Below are 14,710 nucleotides of genomic sequence, written 5' to 3' on the forward strand. Positions count from 1 at the left end.
GCAGCGCGGCATGGGAACAAGTCGGACAGCTCCGCCCAAAGGATGACTTGTCAAAGTCGTACAAATTGTCATTTGTAAATCTGTACTGGTTTTGACAGGAGTGCAGGATGAGCCTCGACGAGCGGCGCAAGATCATGGCCGGCGCGCAGCTTCGACGTCTGCGCACCACGCTGGGCCTGTCGCAGAGCGCCATGGCCGGCGAGTTGGGCATCTCGGTGAGCTATCTCAACCTCGTGGAGCGCAACCAGCGTCCGTTGACGGCGCAGCTCCTGATCCGCCTGTCCGAGACCTATGCCATCGACGCGCGTGACTTCGCCGGGGCCGAGGACGGTCAGGGCGCCTCCGAGATCGAGGAGGTGCTGGCCGACCCCCTGCTTGCGCCGCTCCAGGTGCCCAAGGCCGAGATCCGGGCGGCGCTGGAGCAGGCGCCGACGCTCGTTCAGGCGCTCAAGCGGCTCCATTCGGCTTATGCGGGCGTGGCGGAGCTGGGCTCGGGCCTCGCGGGCGAGCACGCCGAGGCCGAGCGCGGCGGCCCCCTGCCCCCCGCCGTCGACGCGGTGGAACGCGTGCGGGCCTATCTCCAGCAGGCCAACAACCACTTCCCGGCGATCGAGGAAGCGGCCGAGACGCTGGCGGCCGAACTAGGCCAGGTCGAGGGCGATCTTTTCCACGCGCTCACGCTGCGGCTGCGCGCGCGCCATGGCATCCGCGTGCAGGTGATGTCGCACCAGGAGATGGGCGTCACACTGCGCCACTACGACCGCCACCGCCGCAAGCTCATGATCTCCGAACTGGTCGAGCCCGCCGGGCGCTGCTTCCAAGCGGCCTATCAGATCGGGCTGCTGGAAGCCGGGGACCTCGTCAACGCGGTTCTGGCGGCGGCGCCCGAAATGGCCGATTCCCAGTCGCGCAAGCTGGGGCGGATCACGCTGGCCAACTACTTCGCCGCGGCCCTGATGATGCCTTATGGCCGTTTCCTCGCGGCGGCGCAGGATCTGGGCTACGACGTGGATCTTCTGGGCGCGCGCTTCGGCGCGAGTTGGGAGCAGGTGGCCCACCGCCTCACCACGCTCTCGCGCCCGCAGGCGCGCGGCGTGCCCTTCTTCATGGTCCGCGTGGACAATGCGGGCAACGTGTCCAAGCGCTTCTCCTCGGGCGCCTTCCCCTTCTCGCGCTTCGGCGGCACCTGCCCGCGCTGGAGCCTGCACGACGCCTTCCGCCATCCGGGACGCACGCTCACGCAGCTGATCGAGATGCCGGACGACAAGCGCTGGTTCTCCATCGCCCGGATGGTGCGCCGCCTCGCCGCTCCCTGGGGCGAGCCCGAGGCCGCCTTCGCCGTGGCGCTGGGCTGCGAGGAGCGCTTCGCCTCCCAGCTCACCTACGCCCGCGGCCTGCGCGAGATGCGCCCCACGGGAATCGGCGTGACCTGCCGCCTGTGCGAGCGCGCGAACTGCCCCAGCCGTGCGGCGCCGTCGATCCTGGGGGGGCTCGACCTGTCCGAAGCGACGCGGGGGCTTTCGCCCTTCGGGCGCTAGGCAGCGTCGGGACTGGCCCGGCGCTCGGCCACGACCTGCGCGAGGCGGATCACGTAGCCCGCCCAGTCGAAGCGCGCGGGCGGAACCGCACCGTCGCTCGAAGGCAGGCGCAGCCCCCGCAGGAGCGGAAGCTCCGGCAAGGCGGGATCATAGGTCACGAGGTCCATGGCTCTCGCCCTTCGGTCTTCGGCTCCCGCGGGCCGCACGGCGCAGCCCGCGGGCGGCGTGTTAGCCCCATCGCGCGATTGCGCCAAGGGGGCTCGCGCCCTCAGTCCTCCATCGGGCCGCCGGCCGCCGTCCAGTCGCCGATGCCGCCGATGTTGTGGACCTTCTCGAAGCCCATCTCCCTGAGCGTCCGGCCCGCCAGCGCCGCCTGCCCGCCCGCGCCGCAGACGAGATAGATCTCGGCGTCCTTCTTCAGCACGGGGTTGTGGTATTGCGAGCTGTCGTCGGCGGCGAACTCTATGAAGCCGCGCGGCACCCGCGCCGCGCCGGCGATGGTGCCGGTCTTGGCGATGGCACCCGAATCGCGCACGTCGACGAACAGGGCGTTGCCCTCGGCGTGCTTCTTCAGCGCTTCGTCGACGGGGATGCGCGGCACTTGGGCGTTGGCCTCGTCGAGATAGTCCTTGGCCGTCTTCATGTCGTGGGTCCTTCCTTGGGCGGCAGGTTTCTCCTGCTCCGCCCCGTTCATGACCGAAGCCGGGGGACGAAGTGAAGCGCCAAGCGCCTCAACCGCGACAAACAACATCGCACGCGATCCAATTCCCACGCTGGAACACGGAGCCGCTGCCCATTATCTAGGCAGCCCATGTGCCCCGCGCGGGCCAAGCCCTGACGCGAGGCCGTCCATGTCCCCTGCCGCGAAACGCCGCGCGATCCGCCTGCGCCGCGCCCTCCGCTCCCTGGGCCCCGCCATGCCACGTCCCTCCGGGGGCGAGCCCTTCCGCGCCGCCCTTGGCGCGGGGCTCGCCCTGCTGGCCTGCGGGGCACTTGTGTCTCTAGGCGGAACGGGCGGGGCCGCGGCGGGGCTCTTTCTCATCGCCCCGCTCGGAGCCACGGCCTTCCTCCTCTTCGCGGTGCCAAACTCGCCCCTTGCGCAGCCTTGGTCGGCGGTGGTGGGGAACACCGTTTCGGCGGTCGTGGCCGTGACGGTGGTGCTCCTGGGCCCGCCCCAGCCGATCGCAGCGGGACTTGCGGTGTTCTGGGCCATCGCCGGCATGGCCGCCTTCCGCGCCATGCACCCGCCGGGGGGCGCCGTGGCGCTGGCCACGGTGCTCTCGGCGCCCGTGGTGCAGGAGATGGGCTTCGGCTTCGTCCTTGCCCCCGTGCTTCTCGACACGGTGGCTCTCGTGGGCGTGGCGCTCGTGTTCAACCGGCTCACCGGGCGGCGCTACCCCTTCCGCCAGGTGCCGGCCGAACCCCGTTCGCACGCGGGCCTTTCGGCCGAGGACCTGTCGGCCCTTCTGCACCGGCTGAATCAGAGCGCCAACATCGGCACCGAGGACTTCGGCCGCCTTCTCGATGCCGCCGAGGCGGAATGCGCCCAGCGCCGCACCGGGTCGCGGTCCGCACCCGTGATCCGCCTGCCCCGCCGCGCGGCTCGGTAGGATCTCAGGACATGCCCAGGGCGTGGATGGCCACCACGCCGGTCGTCCCCTCCTCGACCGGCAGTTCGGCCGGATCAGCCGTGTAGCCGGGTGGCGGTGTCACGCGGACCATCTCGGGCTTCTGCCCGTCGCCGTCGACGATCGTCACCATGACCGCGAATCCGTTGAGATCAAGCGTGAATTCCCGCGTCCAAGCCCCGCCCTGCAGATAGCGGTTCACATAGGCCACCTGAGCGAAGCAGCCTGCCTCGCAGCGGCTCAGGTGCAGCTCGGCCGCGCCCTGCTCCGAATCCAGCGCGATGCCATAGGTGAGGTCGGGACCCGCCAAGGCGCAGGCCGGCCAGAGCGCAAGAAGAACAAGCGGCAGTCGTCGCATGGGACCTCCGGTCGGCGCGTCGGGGCACGCCCGACTCCCCGGCTGGGGAAATGAGGGCGCCCGCACAGGTTGTGACCTCCGGGAAGGGCAGCAGTTCGACGACATCGTGGCTTTCGGCTGGCCGATCCGCTGGCGCGCCACGGCCCAGCCAAGGCCACCCCAAGACGGACCGGCACTGCACAGATTTGGCATTCTTCGAGAAATAACATCAACTTGCTTCGCCGTGGCGGCCTTTGGGCAGAGGCACCCCTGCCCGCACCCGAGCGCCCGGCCAAGGGCGCCGCTCTAGGCCGAGGTCCGACCAACGGCCACCGGCACGCCCAAGCCTTCCCCGGCTTCTTCTTGCAATGGTCATGAAACAGACAAGCCGACCGAGCAATGTCTTAACGTTGATGAGGAAAATCCGAGATGCCGCTCGTCTTGCTTTTGCTGGTAATTCTGTTCGCCCTGTCCGCCGCCGCGGCAGGCTTGGCCCTGGGTCACTCGATCTGGATGGCCTTCGCCATCTATGCCGGTGTGGTCCAGCTGGCCGCCTTGGGCGCGCTCGCTGCGCCCCCCCTGGCCCGTGCTGCGGGAACGGTGCTGGCCCGCCTGACCAGGTCTCCATCTGCACTGGGCCGAGCGGCAGCGAGCCCGGCGGCCGGCTGACCCGCCCCCATCGCGTCCTGGCCTATTCCGGCAGGGTGGCACGGCGGCCCCGATGGGCGACCGAGCCTTCATGTCCCACTGTGGGCGGACCCAGGATTTGCGGCGCCGGGACACGGGGCCACCCCCGCTGCTGCAACGCTCCCTGAAAGGTGGTTGACCGAACGGCCGTTCGTCTGGGTCCGAAGATCGCCCGCGACAACGTCTTCGGCAACGGCACGCTCCTGCTCGCAGGCTTGGGAGGCCACCGTGCTCCTTCCATCAGGGGGCGCACCTTCTACTGGGCGGGCTACACGGACGACGGCATCAACATCTTCAGCCGAACGCGCACGGAGGTCTCACCCATGTCGGCAACGTCGCCGACACCGCCTCGCTGGCCCAGAGCGCCGCCAACGGCTTCGGATCGGCCGTCGTCAACGACCGGACCTGTCTCTTCAGCGACAGTGGCGTCGACCCCCGACGGCACCGTGGCCCGCGTCCAGACCGTCCTAGACACCGATGCGCCGAATATGGGACCGCTTGCCCCGCGAGCCGGAAGGGCGTGACCAGCGCCGGTGGCGAGCAATATCTCGTCGTCCCGCGCTACACCACCACGGCTCCGCCGTGTTCCGCATCGGATCGGACGGCCGGCTCACCGGCATGGCCGACGGGGCTTACAACTCGGGTACCGCCCATGCGCTCGATGGCGCCGACAACCAGGGCGACGGCCCCGCGCAGGCCGATGTGCGGCTGGGCTTCGGCGGCAGCGACACGCTGACGGGCAACGCCGACGACGTCTGCTTCTCCGCGGACGGGGCGCTGACCTGATCCGTGCTGGCGCGGGCGAGCATATGGATGGCGGCGACGGGACGGACCCGGCCAACCTCACGGACCCGCTGTCGGATCAGATCGTCACCGGCACGGCCGGCGACCTGACGCTCACGGGACGCAAGGGCAAGATGGGCACGATCGAGGTCCTCAACGTCGAGCCCCTGGGCGTCGGCGGCCAGGAGGTCCGCACCTCCGACCTCGTCACCAACCACGCCAGCGGCACCATACAGGACATGGTCAGCACGGACATCATCTCGGCACCTCCACCGTTGCGGGCCGGCCCAGGATCACGGTCTTCACCGACCCCGTCTCCGGCGACGCGGGCGACGACAGCCTTGCCGACGGCGGCACAGGCCTGCTCTACGGTACTGCGAGCAGGGACGACTTCGTCCTCGACCAAGCCCCGCTGCTGGCAAACCGCTCGAACCGCGTCGCGGACGTCCGACTGGGCCAGAACAGGCTGGTCCTTGAGGCGGACGTGTTCTCCCTGCTCGGTGCCGATCCGCTGGACCAGCTTCTCGCGACCCAGCTCCATCGCGGCGCCCAGGCTGACGCTGCGGACGACCGGCTGGTCCATAGTCAGGCACTCGGCCGACTTTTCCACGACGGCAGCGGCGGCGCGGCCCAGGCGCTCCTGCTCCGGCTCGACGCGAGGCCAGCCCTGCAAGCCAGCGACATCCTCGTGCCGTAAACCCCCTTTCCCCTCCAGTCCCGCAGGCGGGAGAGCCCGGCGCCGGCCCGTGATCCGGTTCAGGCAGCCGGACGCCCGCTTGGCCCAGCCGGAGCGTCTTCGGCTTCAGGATCGATGAGCCGGTGACGAAGCGCCACGAGGTCGTCGCGAAGGCGTCCCAGCGTCGCCAGATCGAGCCCCACAGCATCCAGGATGCAGGGCGGCACCTCACGGGCCTTGCCCCGCAGCGCGCGGCCCTTGTCCGTCAGGCTCACGATCACCTGCCGTTCGTCATCGACGGCGCGACGACGCGAGACATGGCCCAGCGCCTCCAACCTCTTGAGGAGCGGCGTCAGAGTGTTGCTTTCCAGGAAGAGCCGGCGCCCGATCGCGCCCACCGTCTGCCCGTCCTGGGCCCAAAGGACCACCATCACCAGGTATTGCGGATAGGTCAGGCCCAGTTCGTCGAGCAGCGGCTTGTAGACGCGGCCGAAGGCGTGGTTGGCCGAATAGACGGCAAAGCAGATGAAATCGGTCAGATCTGGCAGGTCGGGGGGCGCGGTCTCGGCCATCGGGGGCTCCTTTAGGCCATTCCTACCCGCTTCCATCGAATAGCTCCACCGCGCCGCGCCGCGCCGCGCGCCGGTCGCCCCGCTTCACCGTCGCGCCTTACAGGCTCAGCGAGGCCTCGATCTGCCGGACACGCAGCCGAGCCATGCCGAGATTCGCACCCTTCTTGTCGAGGGCCACATAAAGGAACGTCTCCGGCGCCTGCTCGAGCGGGCGGATCAGGTGGAGCTGCTTGCCAAGCGTGATCAGGATGTCGTCGATGCTGTCGTCGAGCCCCAGCGCCTCCATGGCCTGGCGCTCGGCCTTGACCACCTGCGTGTTGACCGCCGCCGCCGCCTCGAGGTCCATCCGGCCGCCGCCTTCCGAGGCCAGCAGCAGCCCCGATTCGCCATCCACGAGAGCCGCGCCGATGAAGCCGGCGATGGTCGAGGTGCCCGAGATGTCCGTGCGCATGCGCGTCGTTCCTTCTATCCGCCCGGCAGCCCCGCCACCGGTCCCGCGCGGAACCGGCCGGCCCCGCCGCCTCCCCTTCCGGCCCAACCATGTCTGGACTACGGCAACACGACACAAAAACTAAGATCGAGCATCATTATCAACGAGACGTGTCGAATGTCCGTCGTGTTCTGGGACGCGTGTCGGCTTCGGGTCGGCGAGGACGGCCGGCTCTCAGGTCGACTAGCCGCCGAACGGCGCCCAGCTCGCCCCGCCGTCCTCCGAAACCAGCAGGACGCCCGAGCCGGTCACGGCATAGGTCCGGCGTCCATCCGTCGCGAGGTGCAGGAGATAGTCGCCGCCCGGAGGCGGCGAGACCGTGGTCCACTGCCCAAGACCCTCGCCCGTCTCCCCCGCGCGCACGAGGCCCTTGCCCAGCACGAAGGCCTGGACCTCCGGACCGGGCCCGGTCTCCACGACCGAGACCGGCGCGGTCCAGGGGCCGGCCGGCTCCCAGGTCGCGCCGCCATCGCCGCTGACGAGAAGCCCGGCCTCCGTGGCCGCGAACAGCCGCTCCGGGTCGGCCGTGGAGGCGGCGAGGTCGATCAGCCCCTCGGGCGCGGGCGCGACCAGCGTCCAGGTCGCGCCGCCGTCCCGGCTCCGCTGGAGCCCGCCGGCATAGGCGCCGTAGACGGTGCCGGGGTCGGCCGCGCTCGAGGCCATCTGGTGGAAGTCCACCGGCCCGTCCACGCCCTCCGCGATCCGCGCCCAGCTTGCGCCCCCGTCGGTCGACAGGAGCACCCCGCTGTTGCCGCCCGCTTCGGGATGGCCGCTGGCGAGGAACCGGTCGTCGCCCGCGACCGAGAAGCCCATGAAGTCCTGGCGGCTCTCGCCCAAAGGGGCGACGGCGCCCGTCGCAAGGTCGAGCGCGTAAAGCCCGTGATGCGTGGCCAGCAGCAGCCGGCCTCCGTCGAGCGGATCGAGCGCCAAGCCATGGACATGGGTGCGCCCCAGGAGCTCGGCCACCGGCGCGGCCTCCTGGGCCGTGCCGGGCCCGCCCGACACCAGCAGCGCACCCGCCACGAGGACGCCAACCGGATGGAGCCTGCCGTTCGCCATGTCCCTGCCCTCCCCTGCGGTCCCGCCGCCCTGCCCTTTCCTAGCGCAGCCCGATCGGCCCCGGTCAAGGCCCGCGCGCGGGCATCCGGTCGTCGGCCAGCCTGAGCGCCGCGATCCAGCTCAGGCCGGCCATGGCACCTGCGGTGGCAAGGCACAGCGCCAGCCCGCCTGTCTGGTAGCTCAGGCCCGACAGGAGCGTGCCGAGCAATCGCCCGGCAGCGTTCGACATATAGTAGAAGCCCACGTCGCGGGTGATCCGGCTCGCCTCGCCGAAGGCCAGGATCAGGTAGGAGTGGACGGACGAATTCACCGCGAAGACCACGCCGAAGAGCAGGAGCCCCCCGATCAGCGCGGCGGTGAGCCCCGCCGAGGGCTCGCCCGCCGCCCAGACGAGGGCGGAAAGGGCGAAGGGGATGGGCACGAGGAGCCCGGCCCAGCGGATCGCCTTGTCCACCACGTCCCGGCCCTGTGCGCCCTTGGTACGCAGGATGCGGGGTGCGGCGGCCTGCACGGCGCCGTATCCGATGATCCAGAGTGCGAGGAAGCCGCCGATGACGAAAAAGGCCCAGCGCCGCCCCTCGGGCGTGCCATCCGACAGCACCGCCTGGAAGTAGACCGGCACGCCCACGACGAACCACACGTCCCGCGCGCCGAAGAGGAACAGGCGCGCAAGCGACAGCCGGTTCACCCGCGGGTCGGGCGAACGCCAGCCCTTCAGCCGCGCACCCTTGTCGCGGGTGGGCAAGCCTTCGGGCAGGAACAGGGCCACCGCGACCAGGATGGCCGCCAGCACCGCCGCCATGCCCCAGACCGCTGTCTCGAACCCTGCGAGCGCGAGGAGCGCCGCGCCCAGGAAGAACCCGAGCCCCTTGACCGCGTTCTTCGATCCGGTCAGCGCCGCCACCCATCGGAAGAGCGTGCCGTCCCCTTCGGGCGCGAGGAGCTTCACGGCCGACTTCGACGACATCTTGGCAAGGTCCTTGGCCACGCCCGAGACACCCTGCACCGCCATGACGAAGGCCACGGACGCGGCGACGCCCCAGGCCGGGTCGAGCAGCGACAGCGCCCCGAGCGCCCCGATCTGAAGCCCGAGCCCGGCGTAGAGCGTCGCCGCGAGGCCGAAGCGCGCCGCGAGCCAGCCCGCGTAGAGGTTGGTGACGATCCCCGCGACCTCGTAGAGAAGGAACAGCCAGGCAAGCTGCACCGGCGTGAAGCCCAAGCCGTTGAAGTGCAGCAGCACCAGCATCCGCAGCGCGCCGTCGGTAAGCATGAAGGCCCAGTAGGCGGCCGTGACGGCGGCGTAGGCCCGGAGCGGGCTCGCAGGGGCCGGCGCGTCGGTCACATCGACCCCGCGACCATTCGGATGATGTCCGCGAGCCGGCAGGCGTAGCCCCACTCGTTGTCGTACCAGGCGTAGACCTTCACCTGCGTGCCGTTCACGACCATGGTGCTCGGCGCGTCCACGATGGCCGATCGGGGATCGTTGGTGAAGTCCGACGACACCAGCGCCCGCGTCTCGTAGCCGAGGATGCCCCGGAGCGGGCCTGCGGCGGCGGCTTGGAACAGGGCGTTGACCTCTTCGGCGGTCGTGGGCCGCTCCACTTCGAAGACGCAGTCGGTGAGCGAGCCGTTCAGCAGCGGCACCCGCACGGCGTGGCCGTTCAGCCGCCCCTTCAGCTCGGGATAGATCAGCGTGATCGCGGTAGCCGAGCCGGTCGTCGTGGGGATCAGGTTGAGGAGCGCCGAGCGGGCGCGCCGCATGTCCTTGGCGGGCCGGTCCACGATGGTCTGGGTGTTGGTGACGTCATGGATCGTGGTGATCGAGCCGTGCCGGATGCCCAGGCCCTCGTGGATCACCTTCACCACCGGGGCGAGGCAGTTCGTCGTGCAGCTCGCCGCCGTGACCAGATCGTGCCGGGCGGGGTCGTAGAGGTGGTGGTTGATCCCGTAGACGAGGTTCAGCGCCCCGCCGTCCTTCACGGGCGCCGAGACCACGACCTTGCGCGCGCCCGCCCCGAAGTAGGGCTGCACCTTGGCCCCGGTCTTGAACACGCCCGTGCAGTCCACCACGAGATCCACGCCCAGCTCACCAAGCGGCAGCGCCTCGATGGCTCCTTCGTGCGTGAGGCGGATGCGGGTGCCGTTGATCGTCAGCGCACCCGGCTCGTGGCCGATCCCGGCCTTCCACCGGCCATGGACGCTGTCGAACTCCAGCAGCAGCGCGTGCTGCTCGGCGTCCCCGGCGGGGTCGTTGAGCAGGACGACCTCGCCCCTCGCCCCGCTGTCGATCAGGTCGCGCAGCACGAGCTTGCCGATGCGGCCGAGGCCATTGAGAGCGATGCGGGGCAAGGGCCTACTCCTGCAGGGCGATGTCGTCGAGGGAACCGAGGCGATCGACCCGCGCCTGAACCGCCATCCGGTCCAGGGTCGAGAAGGGCAGCTCCACGAAGGCGGCGATGCGCCGCCGGAGCGCCCCATAGGTCTGCGCGAAGACGAGGGCCTTCTCCGCGTCGGTGCCCGGCGCCTTGACCGGGTCGGGCAGGCCCCAGTGACCCGTGATGGGCTGGCCCGGCCAGGGCGGGCATTCCTCGGCGGCGGCCGTGTCGCAGACGGTGAAGACGAAGTCCATCCGCGGGGCGCCCGGCTGCTGGAACTCCGAGACGTGCTTGGAGCGCAGGGTCGAGACGTCATGGCCGTTGCGCGTCAGGACATCAAGGGCGAAGGGGTTGAGCTGCGTGTTGGGACGTATCCCGGCGGAGAAGGCCTGGAACTTGCCCTTCCCGAGGTCGCGCAAGAGCGCTTCGGCAAAGATTGATCGGGCGGAGTTGCCCGAGCAGATGAACAGCACGTCGAAGTCGGTGTCGCGCATGGCAGTGTCCTCGGGCAAGGAGTGAAAGGGGGCGAGCAGGTCGGGACGAGCCCGTCCGACGTCGAGGGCGAGATAGCCGATCAGATCCTCGGCGGCGCCGAGGTCGACCGAGTAGAAAAGGGAGCGGCCCTGCCGCTCGACCTGGATCAGGCCGGCCGACATCAATTCGTTGAGGTGGTGGGACAGCGTGTTGGGCTTGAACCCGAGCGCCTCGACCATCTCCGTTGGCCGCACGCCCCGAGGGGCAAAGCGCATGAGCATACGGAACACCGCAAGGCGGCCCGGATGGCCGAGGCAGGAGAAAGCATGGACGGCGCGTGATGATTCCATTATTCTTGAATACAGGATGTTTATGACATGTCCATGACGGCCGGCTCCGGGCCGTCCCGGTCCAAGCCCGGCGCGCAAGCCGCGCAGCGGAACCCCCTCTCTCCCACGACGACCCGGCCCCGCATCCATTTCCCCGGCGACACCGCCCCGCGATTCCCGAACCGGGTGCGCCAGCCACCGCTTGCGGACGGGTCCTGGTCATGAGCGCGGGCAAGATGCTGCCCTTGTGCTCCTCGGGCCGATGCGGCTCCCATCTTGCGGGCCCAACCCGAGAAGGCCCGTGCCGTCCCTCGTCAGGCCGGCTATGGTCGGCAGCGGACCCTTCTGCCGCCCGAGGCTGCCGCGCGTGACCCTGCCCGAGCCGGATCCTCCGAACCCGACCCTGGGCCTCACCTCCGCCGAGGCCCTGCGCCGTTTGCACGCCCATGGCCCCAACGCCCTGCCCGAGCCGAGCCGCGAGGGCGTGCCCGGCCTCCTGCTCGCCACGCTGCGCGAGCCGATGTTCCTGCTCCTGGTCGTCGCCGCCCTGCTCTATCTGCTGTTGGGCGACCTCGGCGAGGGCCTGTTCCTGGCCCTGGGCGCGGCGGTTTCCGTCGGACTCGTCGTCTTTCAGCAGGCCCGGAGCGAGCGCGCGCTTGCCGCGCTGCGCCAGATGGCCGAGCCCACGGCCCGGGTGCTGCGGGACGGCGCGGAGCGGCGGGTGCGCTCGCACGACCTCGTGCCGGGCGACGTGGTGCTGGTGGGCGAAGGGGAACGGCTCCCGGCCGACTCCACGCTCCTCGCGGGGGACGCGCTGACCGTCGACGAATCCGCCCTGACGGGCGAATCCGTCCCGGTGGCCAAGCGGCTCCTCGGCCCCGAGGAAGCCGAGGCCGACCCGGAGCCCGGCGGCGACGCCACCCCATGGCTCTACTCCGGCACGCTGGTCACTCGCGGGCAGGGCGTCGCGCGGGTCCTGCGGACGGGGACCGGCACCCGCCTCGGCCGCATCGGCCTCTCGCTCGCCACGATCGCGCCCGAACCCACCCGGCTCCAGCGGACCACCGCGCGGCTGATCGGATGGCTCGGGCTCCTGGCCTTCGGCTTTTGCGGGATCGTGGTGCTGGCCTACGGGGCCTTGCGCGGCGACTGGATCGAGGGGGCCCTCGCCGGCATCACCTTGGCCATCGCGCTCCTGCCCGAGGAATTCCCGATGGTGCTGGCCATCTTCCTCGCGCTGGGCGCCTGGAGGCTCGCGCGGCAGAAGGTGCTCGCCCGCCGCTCGGCCGTCATCGAGGCCCTGGGCGCCGCGACCCGGCTCTGCGTGGACAAGACCGGCACCCTGACCGAGAACCGGATGCGGCTCGCCGGGCTCTGGCGCGAGGGACACGGGGACGTCGCCCTGCCCGGCCCCGTGCCCGACGCCGCCCTCTCCCTCCTGCGCCACGCGGCGCTCGCCTCCGCGCCCCGCCCCGTGGACCCGATGGACCGCGCCGTGCGCGAGGTCGCAGGCGACGCCGAGGGCACCCCTCTCGCCACCCATCCGCTGCGCCCCGACCGCCTCGCCTTCGTGCAGGCCTGGAACGACGGCGACGACGCTCTGGTGGCGGCCAAGGGCGCGCCCGAGGCTGTCCTTGCGCTCTGCCGCCTCGACCCCGACTGCGCCGACGCCCTGGGGGCCGAGGTCGCCCGGCTTGCCGCGCGCGGCCTCCGGGTGCTGGCCGTGGCCTCGGCCCGCGTGCCCGCCCCGGAGGCCACCCAAGACCCCTCCGGGATACCCTTCGCCTTCGAGGGTCTTCTCGCCTTCGAGGACCCGCTGCGCGCCGACGTGCCCGAGGCCGTGGCCCTCGCCCGCCGCGCTGGGATCGAGGTGGCGATGATCACTGGCGACTATCCCGCGACCGCCCTCGCCATCGCCCGGGCCGCGGGGATCGACACCTCCGCGGGCGTCCTGACCGGGGCCGAGGTCGCCCGTCTGGGCCCCGAGGCGCTCCGCGACCGGGTCCGGACCCTGCGCGTCTACGCCCGCATCATGCCCGAGCAGAAGCTCGCGCTCGTGGAGGCCATGAAGGCCGACGGGGAGGTCGTCGCCATGACCGGCGACGGCGTCAACGACGCCCCGGCGCTCGAAGCCGCGCATATCGGCATCGCCATGGGCCAAAGGGGCACGGACGTCGCCCGCGAGGCCGCCGACCTCGTGCTCCTCGACGACCGCTTCGCCTCGATCGTGGGGGGCGTGCGACTCGGACGGCGCATCTTCGCGAACCTCCGCAAGGCGCTCACCTACGTCGTCGCCATCCACGTGCCCATCGCGGGGCTCGCGCTGGTTCCCATCCTCCTCGGCCTGCCGCCAGTGTTCTTCCCCATGCACGTGGTCCTGCTGGAGCTGGTCATCGACCCCGTCTGCTCGGTGGTCTTCGAGGCCGAGCCGTCCGAGCGCAACGCCATGGAACGCCCACCCCGCCCCGCGCGCGAGCCGCTCTTCGGCCCCCGCCAGCTCCTGCTCGGGGTGCTGCAGGGCGCGGTGATCCTCGCGGCCGTGCTGGCGATCTACGTCCTCGCGCTCGACTCCGGCCTTGCCGGACCCGTGGCCCGGGGCCTAGCCTTCTCGGCGCTGGTGGCAGCGAACCTGGCCTTGGCCTTCGCCGAATCGGCCGAACCCGGCACGCGCTTCTTCGACCCCCACCGCCTCCTGTTCTTCGCCATTGCGGCAGGCGCGGCGGCGATCGTGGCCCTGATCCTGCTGGTGCCGCCCCTTGCCGCGATCTTCGAGGTCACGCGCCCGCCCCTGCCCGCGCTGGCCGTCGGCGTCGCCGTGGGCGTGCTCTCGGGCGGCTGGTGGGGCCTGCTGCGCCTCGCGCGGGCGCGCCCGCGGCGGGCAGCCGCCTGACGCACGTCGCCGGGCCCAGACCCACGCGCTCGGATCGAGCCCGGCCCGACCAGGATGGACGCACTCGGACCACGGCTCAAAGATCTGCACCTCTGGCCCAAAGGCATCTGCGCGGCATCGCCACCTCTGGGCCATGGCCTGGGTCAGCTTCCAAGCCTGCGCGGGCATCCGTCGCTGTCAGGCCGCGCGGGTCTCCACCCACGGGCCCGGCCACCCCAATCCTTAACACTCTTTCGACAACCACCTCATTGTTGCCGCTTTGACGTCAATCGAGCGCCGTGATCGTTCGGCATCAAGGCATCAGTGCTCCTCCCGGACACTGTCCATCGCCTGCGAGCGGCAACTCCCTGTCCTCTCGCGCGATTCGTCACTCGGCCGGCCTTGCGGATGGTAGGGATACCGTCCAGCGTGGCCGGCCTTTTTTCCGTGAAGGCCTTGGCCGCCGGGTCCCGTCCCGCCCCACGGGACGGAAGCAACGGCCCGGAGACAGCCGGGCCGGGCATTCGGGATCTGGTCAGGCAGATGCTACCTGTCCCACGCGGCTCCAGGCCGACCCTGAGCCCTCGCCCAGAATGCGCACCCTGCCAGCAAGTCCGCAGGCCATGACCGGAAGATCAAAGGCCGAATTATGTCATGCAGACGCGCAACGTTGCCAATCTTGAGGCACCATACAGAGACAGTACTATCGCCAACTGACTGATTGGTCATGCCTCATTGGCAAACTGGTACCAAATTAGGAATTTTCTCGCCTTTCTTATGGCCGCACGGCAGAACAGTCGACATGAACGGTCCTGATCTCCCTTCGCCTCCGACCTGTCGGACGGAGGGTTATCGAACCCCCATGGCCATGTGCCAGCGCGAGCCGAGACGGG

15 protein-coding genes are annotated in these 14,710 nt (G+C 70.5%); 5 read left to right on the plus strand and 10 right to left on the minus strand.

What is annotated here, in order from left to right; all coding sequences use genetic code 11:
* Positions 1–107: 107 nt before the first annotated feature.
* The gene (locus tag FHG71_RS01700; protein WP_139079866.1) at positions 108–1,538 is read left to right on the plus strand and encodes a helix-turn-helix domain-containing protein; all 1,431 of its coding nucleotides are present in this window, start codon (positions 108–110) and stop codon (positions 1,536–1,538) included.
* Here the strand turns inward: FHG71_RS01700 and FHG71_RS23330 are convergent.
* Positions 1,535–1,705: a hypothetical protein gene (locus tag FHG71_RS23330; protein WP_176559235.1), complete on the minus strand. Its 171-nt coding sequence runs from the start codon at positions 1,703–1,705 to the stop codon at positions 1,535–1,537. The two genes, FHG71_RS01700 and FHG71_RS23330, sit on opposite strands and share 4 nt — an antisense overlap.
* A 101-nt stretch (positions 1,706–1,806) precedes the next feature.
* Positions 1,807–2,181: a rhodanese-like domain-containing protein gene (locus FHG71_RS01705; protein WP_139079867.1), complete on the minus strand. Its 375-nt coding sequence runs from the start codon at positions 2,179–2,181 to the stop codon at positions 1,807–1,809.
* A gap of 208 nt (positions 2,182–2,389) precedes the next feature.
* Here FHG71_RS01705 and FHG71_RS01710 point away from each other — a divergent pair, with 208 nt between their 5' ends.
* The gene (locus FHG71_RS01710; RefSeq protein WP_176559236.1) at positions 2,390–3,148 is read left to right on the plus strand and encodes an HPP family protein; all 759 of its coding nucleotides are present in this window, start codon (positions 2,390–2,392) and stop codon (positions 3,146–3,148) included.
* Positions 3,149–3,152: 4 nt separating this feature from the next.
* On the opposite strand, the gene FHG71_RS01715 is transcribed toward FHG71_RS01710, so the two are convergent.
* Complete coding sequence (locus tag FHG71_RS01715) at positions 3,153–3,524, minus strand: hypothetical protein (protein ID WP_139079869.1); 372 nt, start codon at positions 3,522–3,524, stop codon at positions 3,153–3,155.
* Positions 3,525–3,932: 408 nt separating this feature from the next.
* Between FHG71_RS01715 and FHG71_RS01720 the strand changes: the two genes are divergently transcribed.
* Positions 3,933–4,172 (plus strand): hypothetical protein, encoded by a 240-nt coding sequence (locus FHG71_RS01720; RefSeq protein WP_139079870.1) that lies wholly within the window; start codon positions 3,933–3,935, stop codon positions 4,170–4,172.
* Between the two features lie 600 nt (positions 4,173–4,772).
* Entirely contained in the window at positions 4,773–4,976 is a 204-nt protein-coding gene (locus FHG71_RS01725) for a hypothetical protein (RefSeq protein WP_139079871.1), read from the plus strand.
* A 76-nt stretch (positions 4,977–5,052) separates the two neighbouring features.
* Here FHG71_RS01725 and FHG71_RS01730 read toward each other — a convergent pair whose 3' ends face one another.
* From FHG71_RS01730 to FHG71_RS01760, 7 genes are all read right to left on the minus strand, one after another.
* Positions 5,053–5,646, minus strand: coding sequence for a hypothetical protein (locus FHG71_RS01730; RefSeq protein ID WP_139079872.1), 594 nt, complete (start codon positions 5,644–5,646; stop codon positions 5,053–5,055).
* Between the two features lie 83 nt (positions 5,647–5,729).
* Positions 5,730–6,221, minus strand: a complete 492-nt coding sequence (locus tag FHG71_RS01735) for a MarR family winged helix-turn-helix transcriptional regulator (RefSeq protein ID WP_139079873.1) — start codon at positions 6,219–6,221, stop codon at positions 5,730–5,732.
* A gap of 97 nt (positions 6,222–6,318) precedes the next feature.
* Positions 6,319–6,672: a roadblock/LC7 domain-containing protein gene (locus tag FHG71_RS01740; protein WP_139079874.1), complete on the minus strand. Its 354-nt coding sequence runs from the start codon at positions 6,670–6,672 to the stop codon at positions 6,319–6,321.
* Between the two features lie 222 nt (positions 6,673–6,894).
* Complete coding sequence (locus FHG71_RS01745) at positions 6,895–7,770, minus strand: WD40/YVTN/BNR-like repeat-containing protein (RefSeq protein WP_139079875.1); 876 nt, start codon at positions 7,768–7,770, stop codon at positions 6,895–6,897.
* Positions 7,771–7,834: 64 nt separating this feature from the next.
* Complete coding sequence (gene arsJ, locus FHG71_RS01750) at positions 7,835–9,040, minus strand: organoarsenical effux MFS transporter ArsJ (protein WP_139080018.1); 1,206 nt, start codon at positions 9,038–9,040, stop codon at positions 7,835–7,837.
* A 68-nt stretch (positions 9,041–9,108) separates the two neighbouring features.
* Positions 9,109–10,119, minus strand: a complete 1,011-nt coding sequence (locus FHG71_RS01755) for an ArsJ-associated glyceraldehyde-3-phosphate dehydrogenase (RefSeq protein WP_139079876.1) — start codon at positions 10,117–10,119, stop codon at positions 9,109–9,111.
* A 4-nt stretch (positions 10,120–10,123) separates the two neighbouring features.
* The gene (locus FHG71_RS01760; RefSeq protein ID WP_139079877.1) at positions 10,124–10,969 is read right to left on the minus strand and encodes a metalloregulator ArsR/SmtB family transcription factor; all 846 of its coding nucleotides are present in this window, start codon (positions 10,967–10,969) and stop codon (positions 10,124–10,126) included.
* Between the two features lie 346 nt (positions 10,970–11,315).
* Here FHG71_RS01760 and FHG71_RS01765 point away from each other — a divergent pair, with 346 nt between their 5' ends.
* A complete protein-coding gene (locus FHG71_RS01765) occupies positions 11,316–13,838 on the plus strand; it encodes an HAD-IC family P-type ATPase (protein WP_218014003.1) in 2,523 nt (840 codons plus the stop codon).
* Positions 13,839–14,710 lie beyond the last annotated feature (872 nt).

The sequence above is a fragment of the Rubellimicrobium roseum genome (assembly GCF_006152145.1).
GTDB classification, from domain to species: Bacteria; Pseudomonadota; Alphaproteobacteria; order Rhodobacterales; family Rhodobacteraceae; genus Rubellimicrobium; species Rubellimicrobium roseum.

Excerpts from the sequence above, each read along its gene's own strand:
- FHG71_RS01700 (WP_139079866.1), top strand. The coding sequence starts at position 108 with ATGAGCCTCGACGAGCGGCGCAAGATCATGGCCGGCGCGCAGCTTCGA.
- FHG71_RS23330 (WP_176559235.1), bottom strand. The coding sequence starts at position 1,705 with ATGGACCTCGTGACCTATGATCCCGCCTTGCCGGAGCTTCCGCTCCTG.
- FHG71_RS01705 (WP_139079867.1), bottom strand. The coding sequence starts at position 2,181 with ATGAAGACGGCCAAGGACTATCTCGACGAGGCCAACGCCCAAGTGCCG.
- FHG71_RS01710 (WP_176559236.1), top strand. The coding sequence starts at position 2,390 with ATGTCCCCTGCCGCGAAACGCCGCGCGATCCGCCTGCGCCGCGCCCTC.
- FHG71_RS01715 (WP_139079869.1), bottom strand. The coding sequence starts at position 3,524 with ATGCGACGACTGCCGCTTGTTCTTCTTGCGCTCTGGCCGGCCTGCGCC.
- FHG71_RS01720 (WP_139079870.1), top strand. The coding sequence starts at position 3,933 with ATGCCGCTCGTCTTGCTTTTGCTGGTAATTCTGTTCGCCCTGTCCGCC.
- FHG71_RS01735 (WP_139079873.1), bottom strand. The coding sequence starts at position 6,221 with ATGGCCGAGACCGCGCCCCCCGACCTGCCAGATCTGACCGATTTCATC.
- FHG71_RS01740 (WP_139079874.1), bottom strand. The coding sequence starts at position 6,672 with ATGCGCACGGACATCTCGGGCACCTCGACCATCGCCGGCTTCATCGGC.
- FHG71_RS01745 (WP_139079875.1), bottom strand. The coding sequence starts at position 7,770 with ATGGCGAACGGCAGGCTCCATCCGGTTGGCGTCCTCGTGGCGGGTGCG.
- arsJ (WP_139080018.1), bottom strand. The coding sequence starts at position 9,040 with ATGCTTACCGACGGCGCGCTGCGGATGCTGGTGCTGCTGCACTTCAAC.
- FHG71_RS01760 (WP_139079877.1), bottom strand. The coding sequence starts at position 10,969 with ATGGAATCATCACGCGCCGTCCATGCTTTCTCCTGCCTCGGCCATCCG.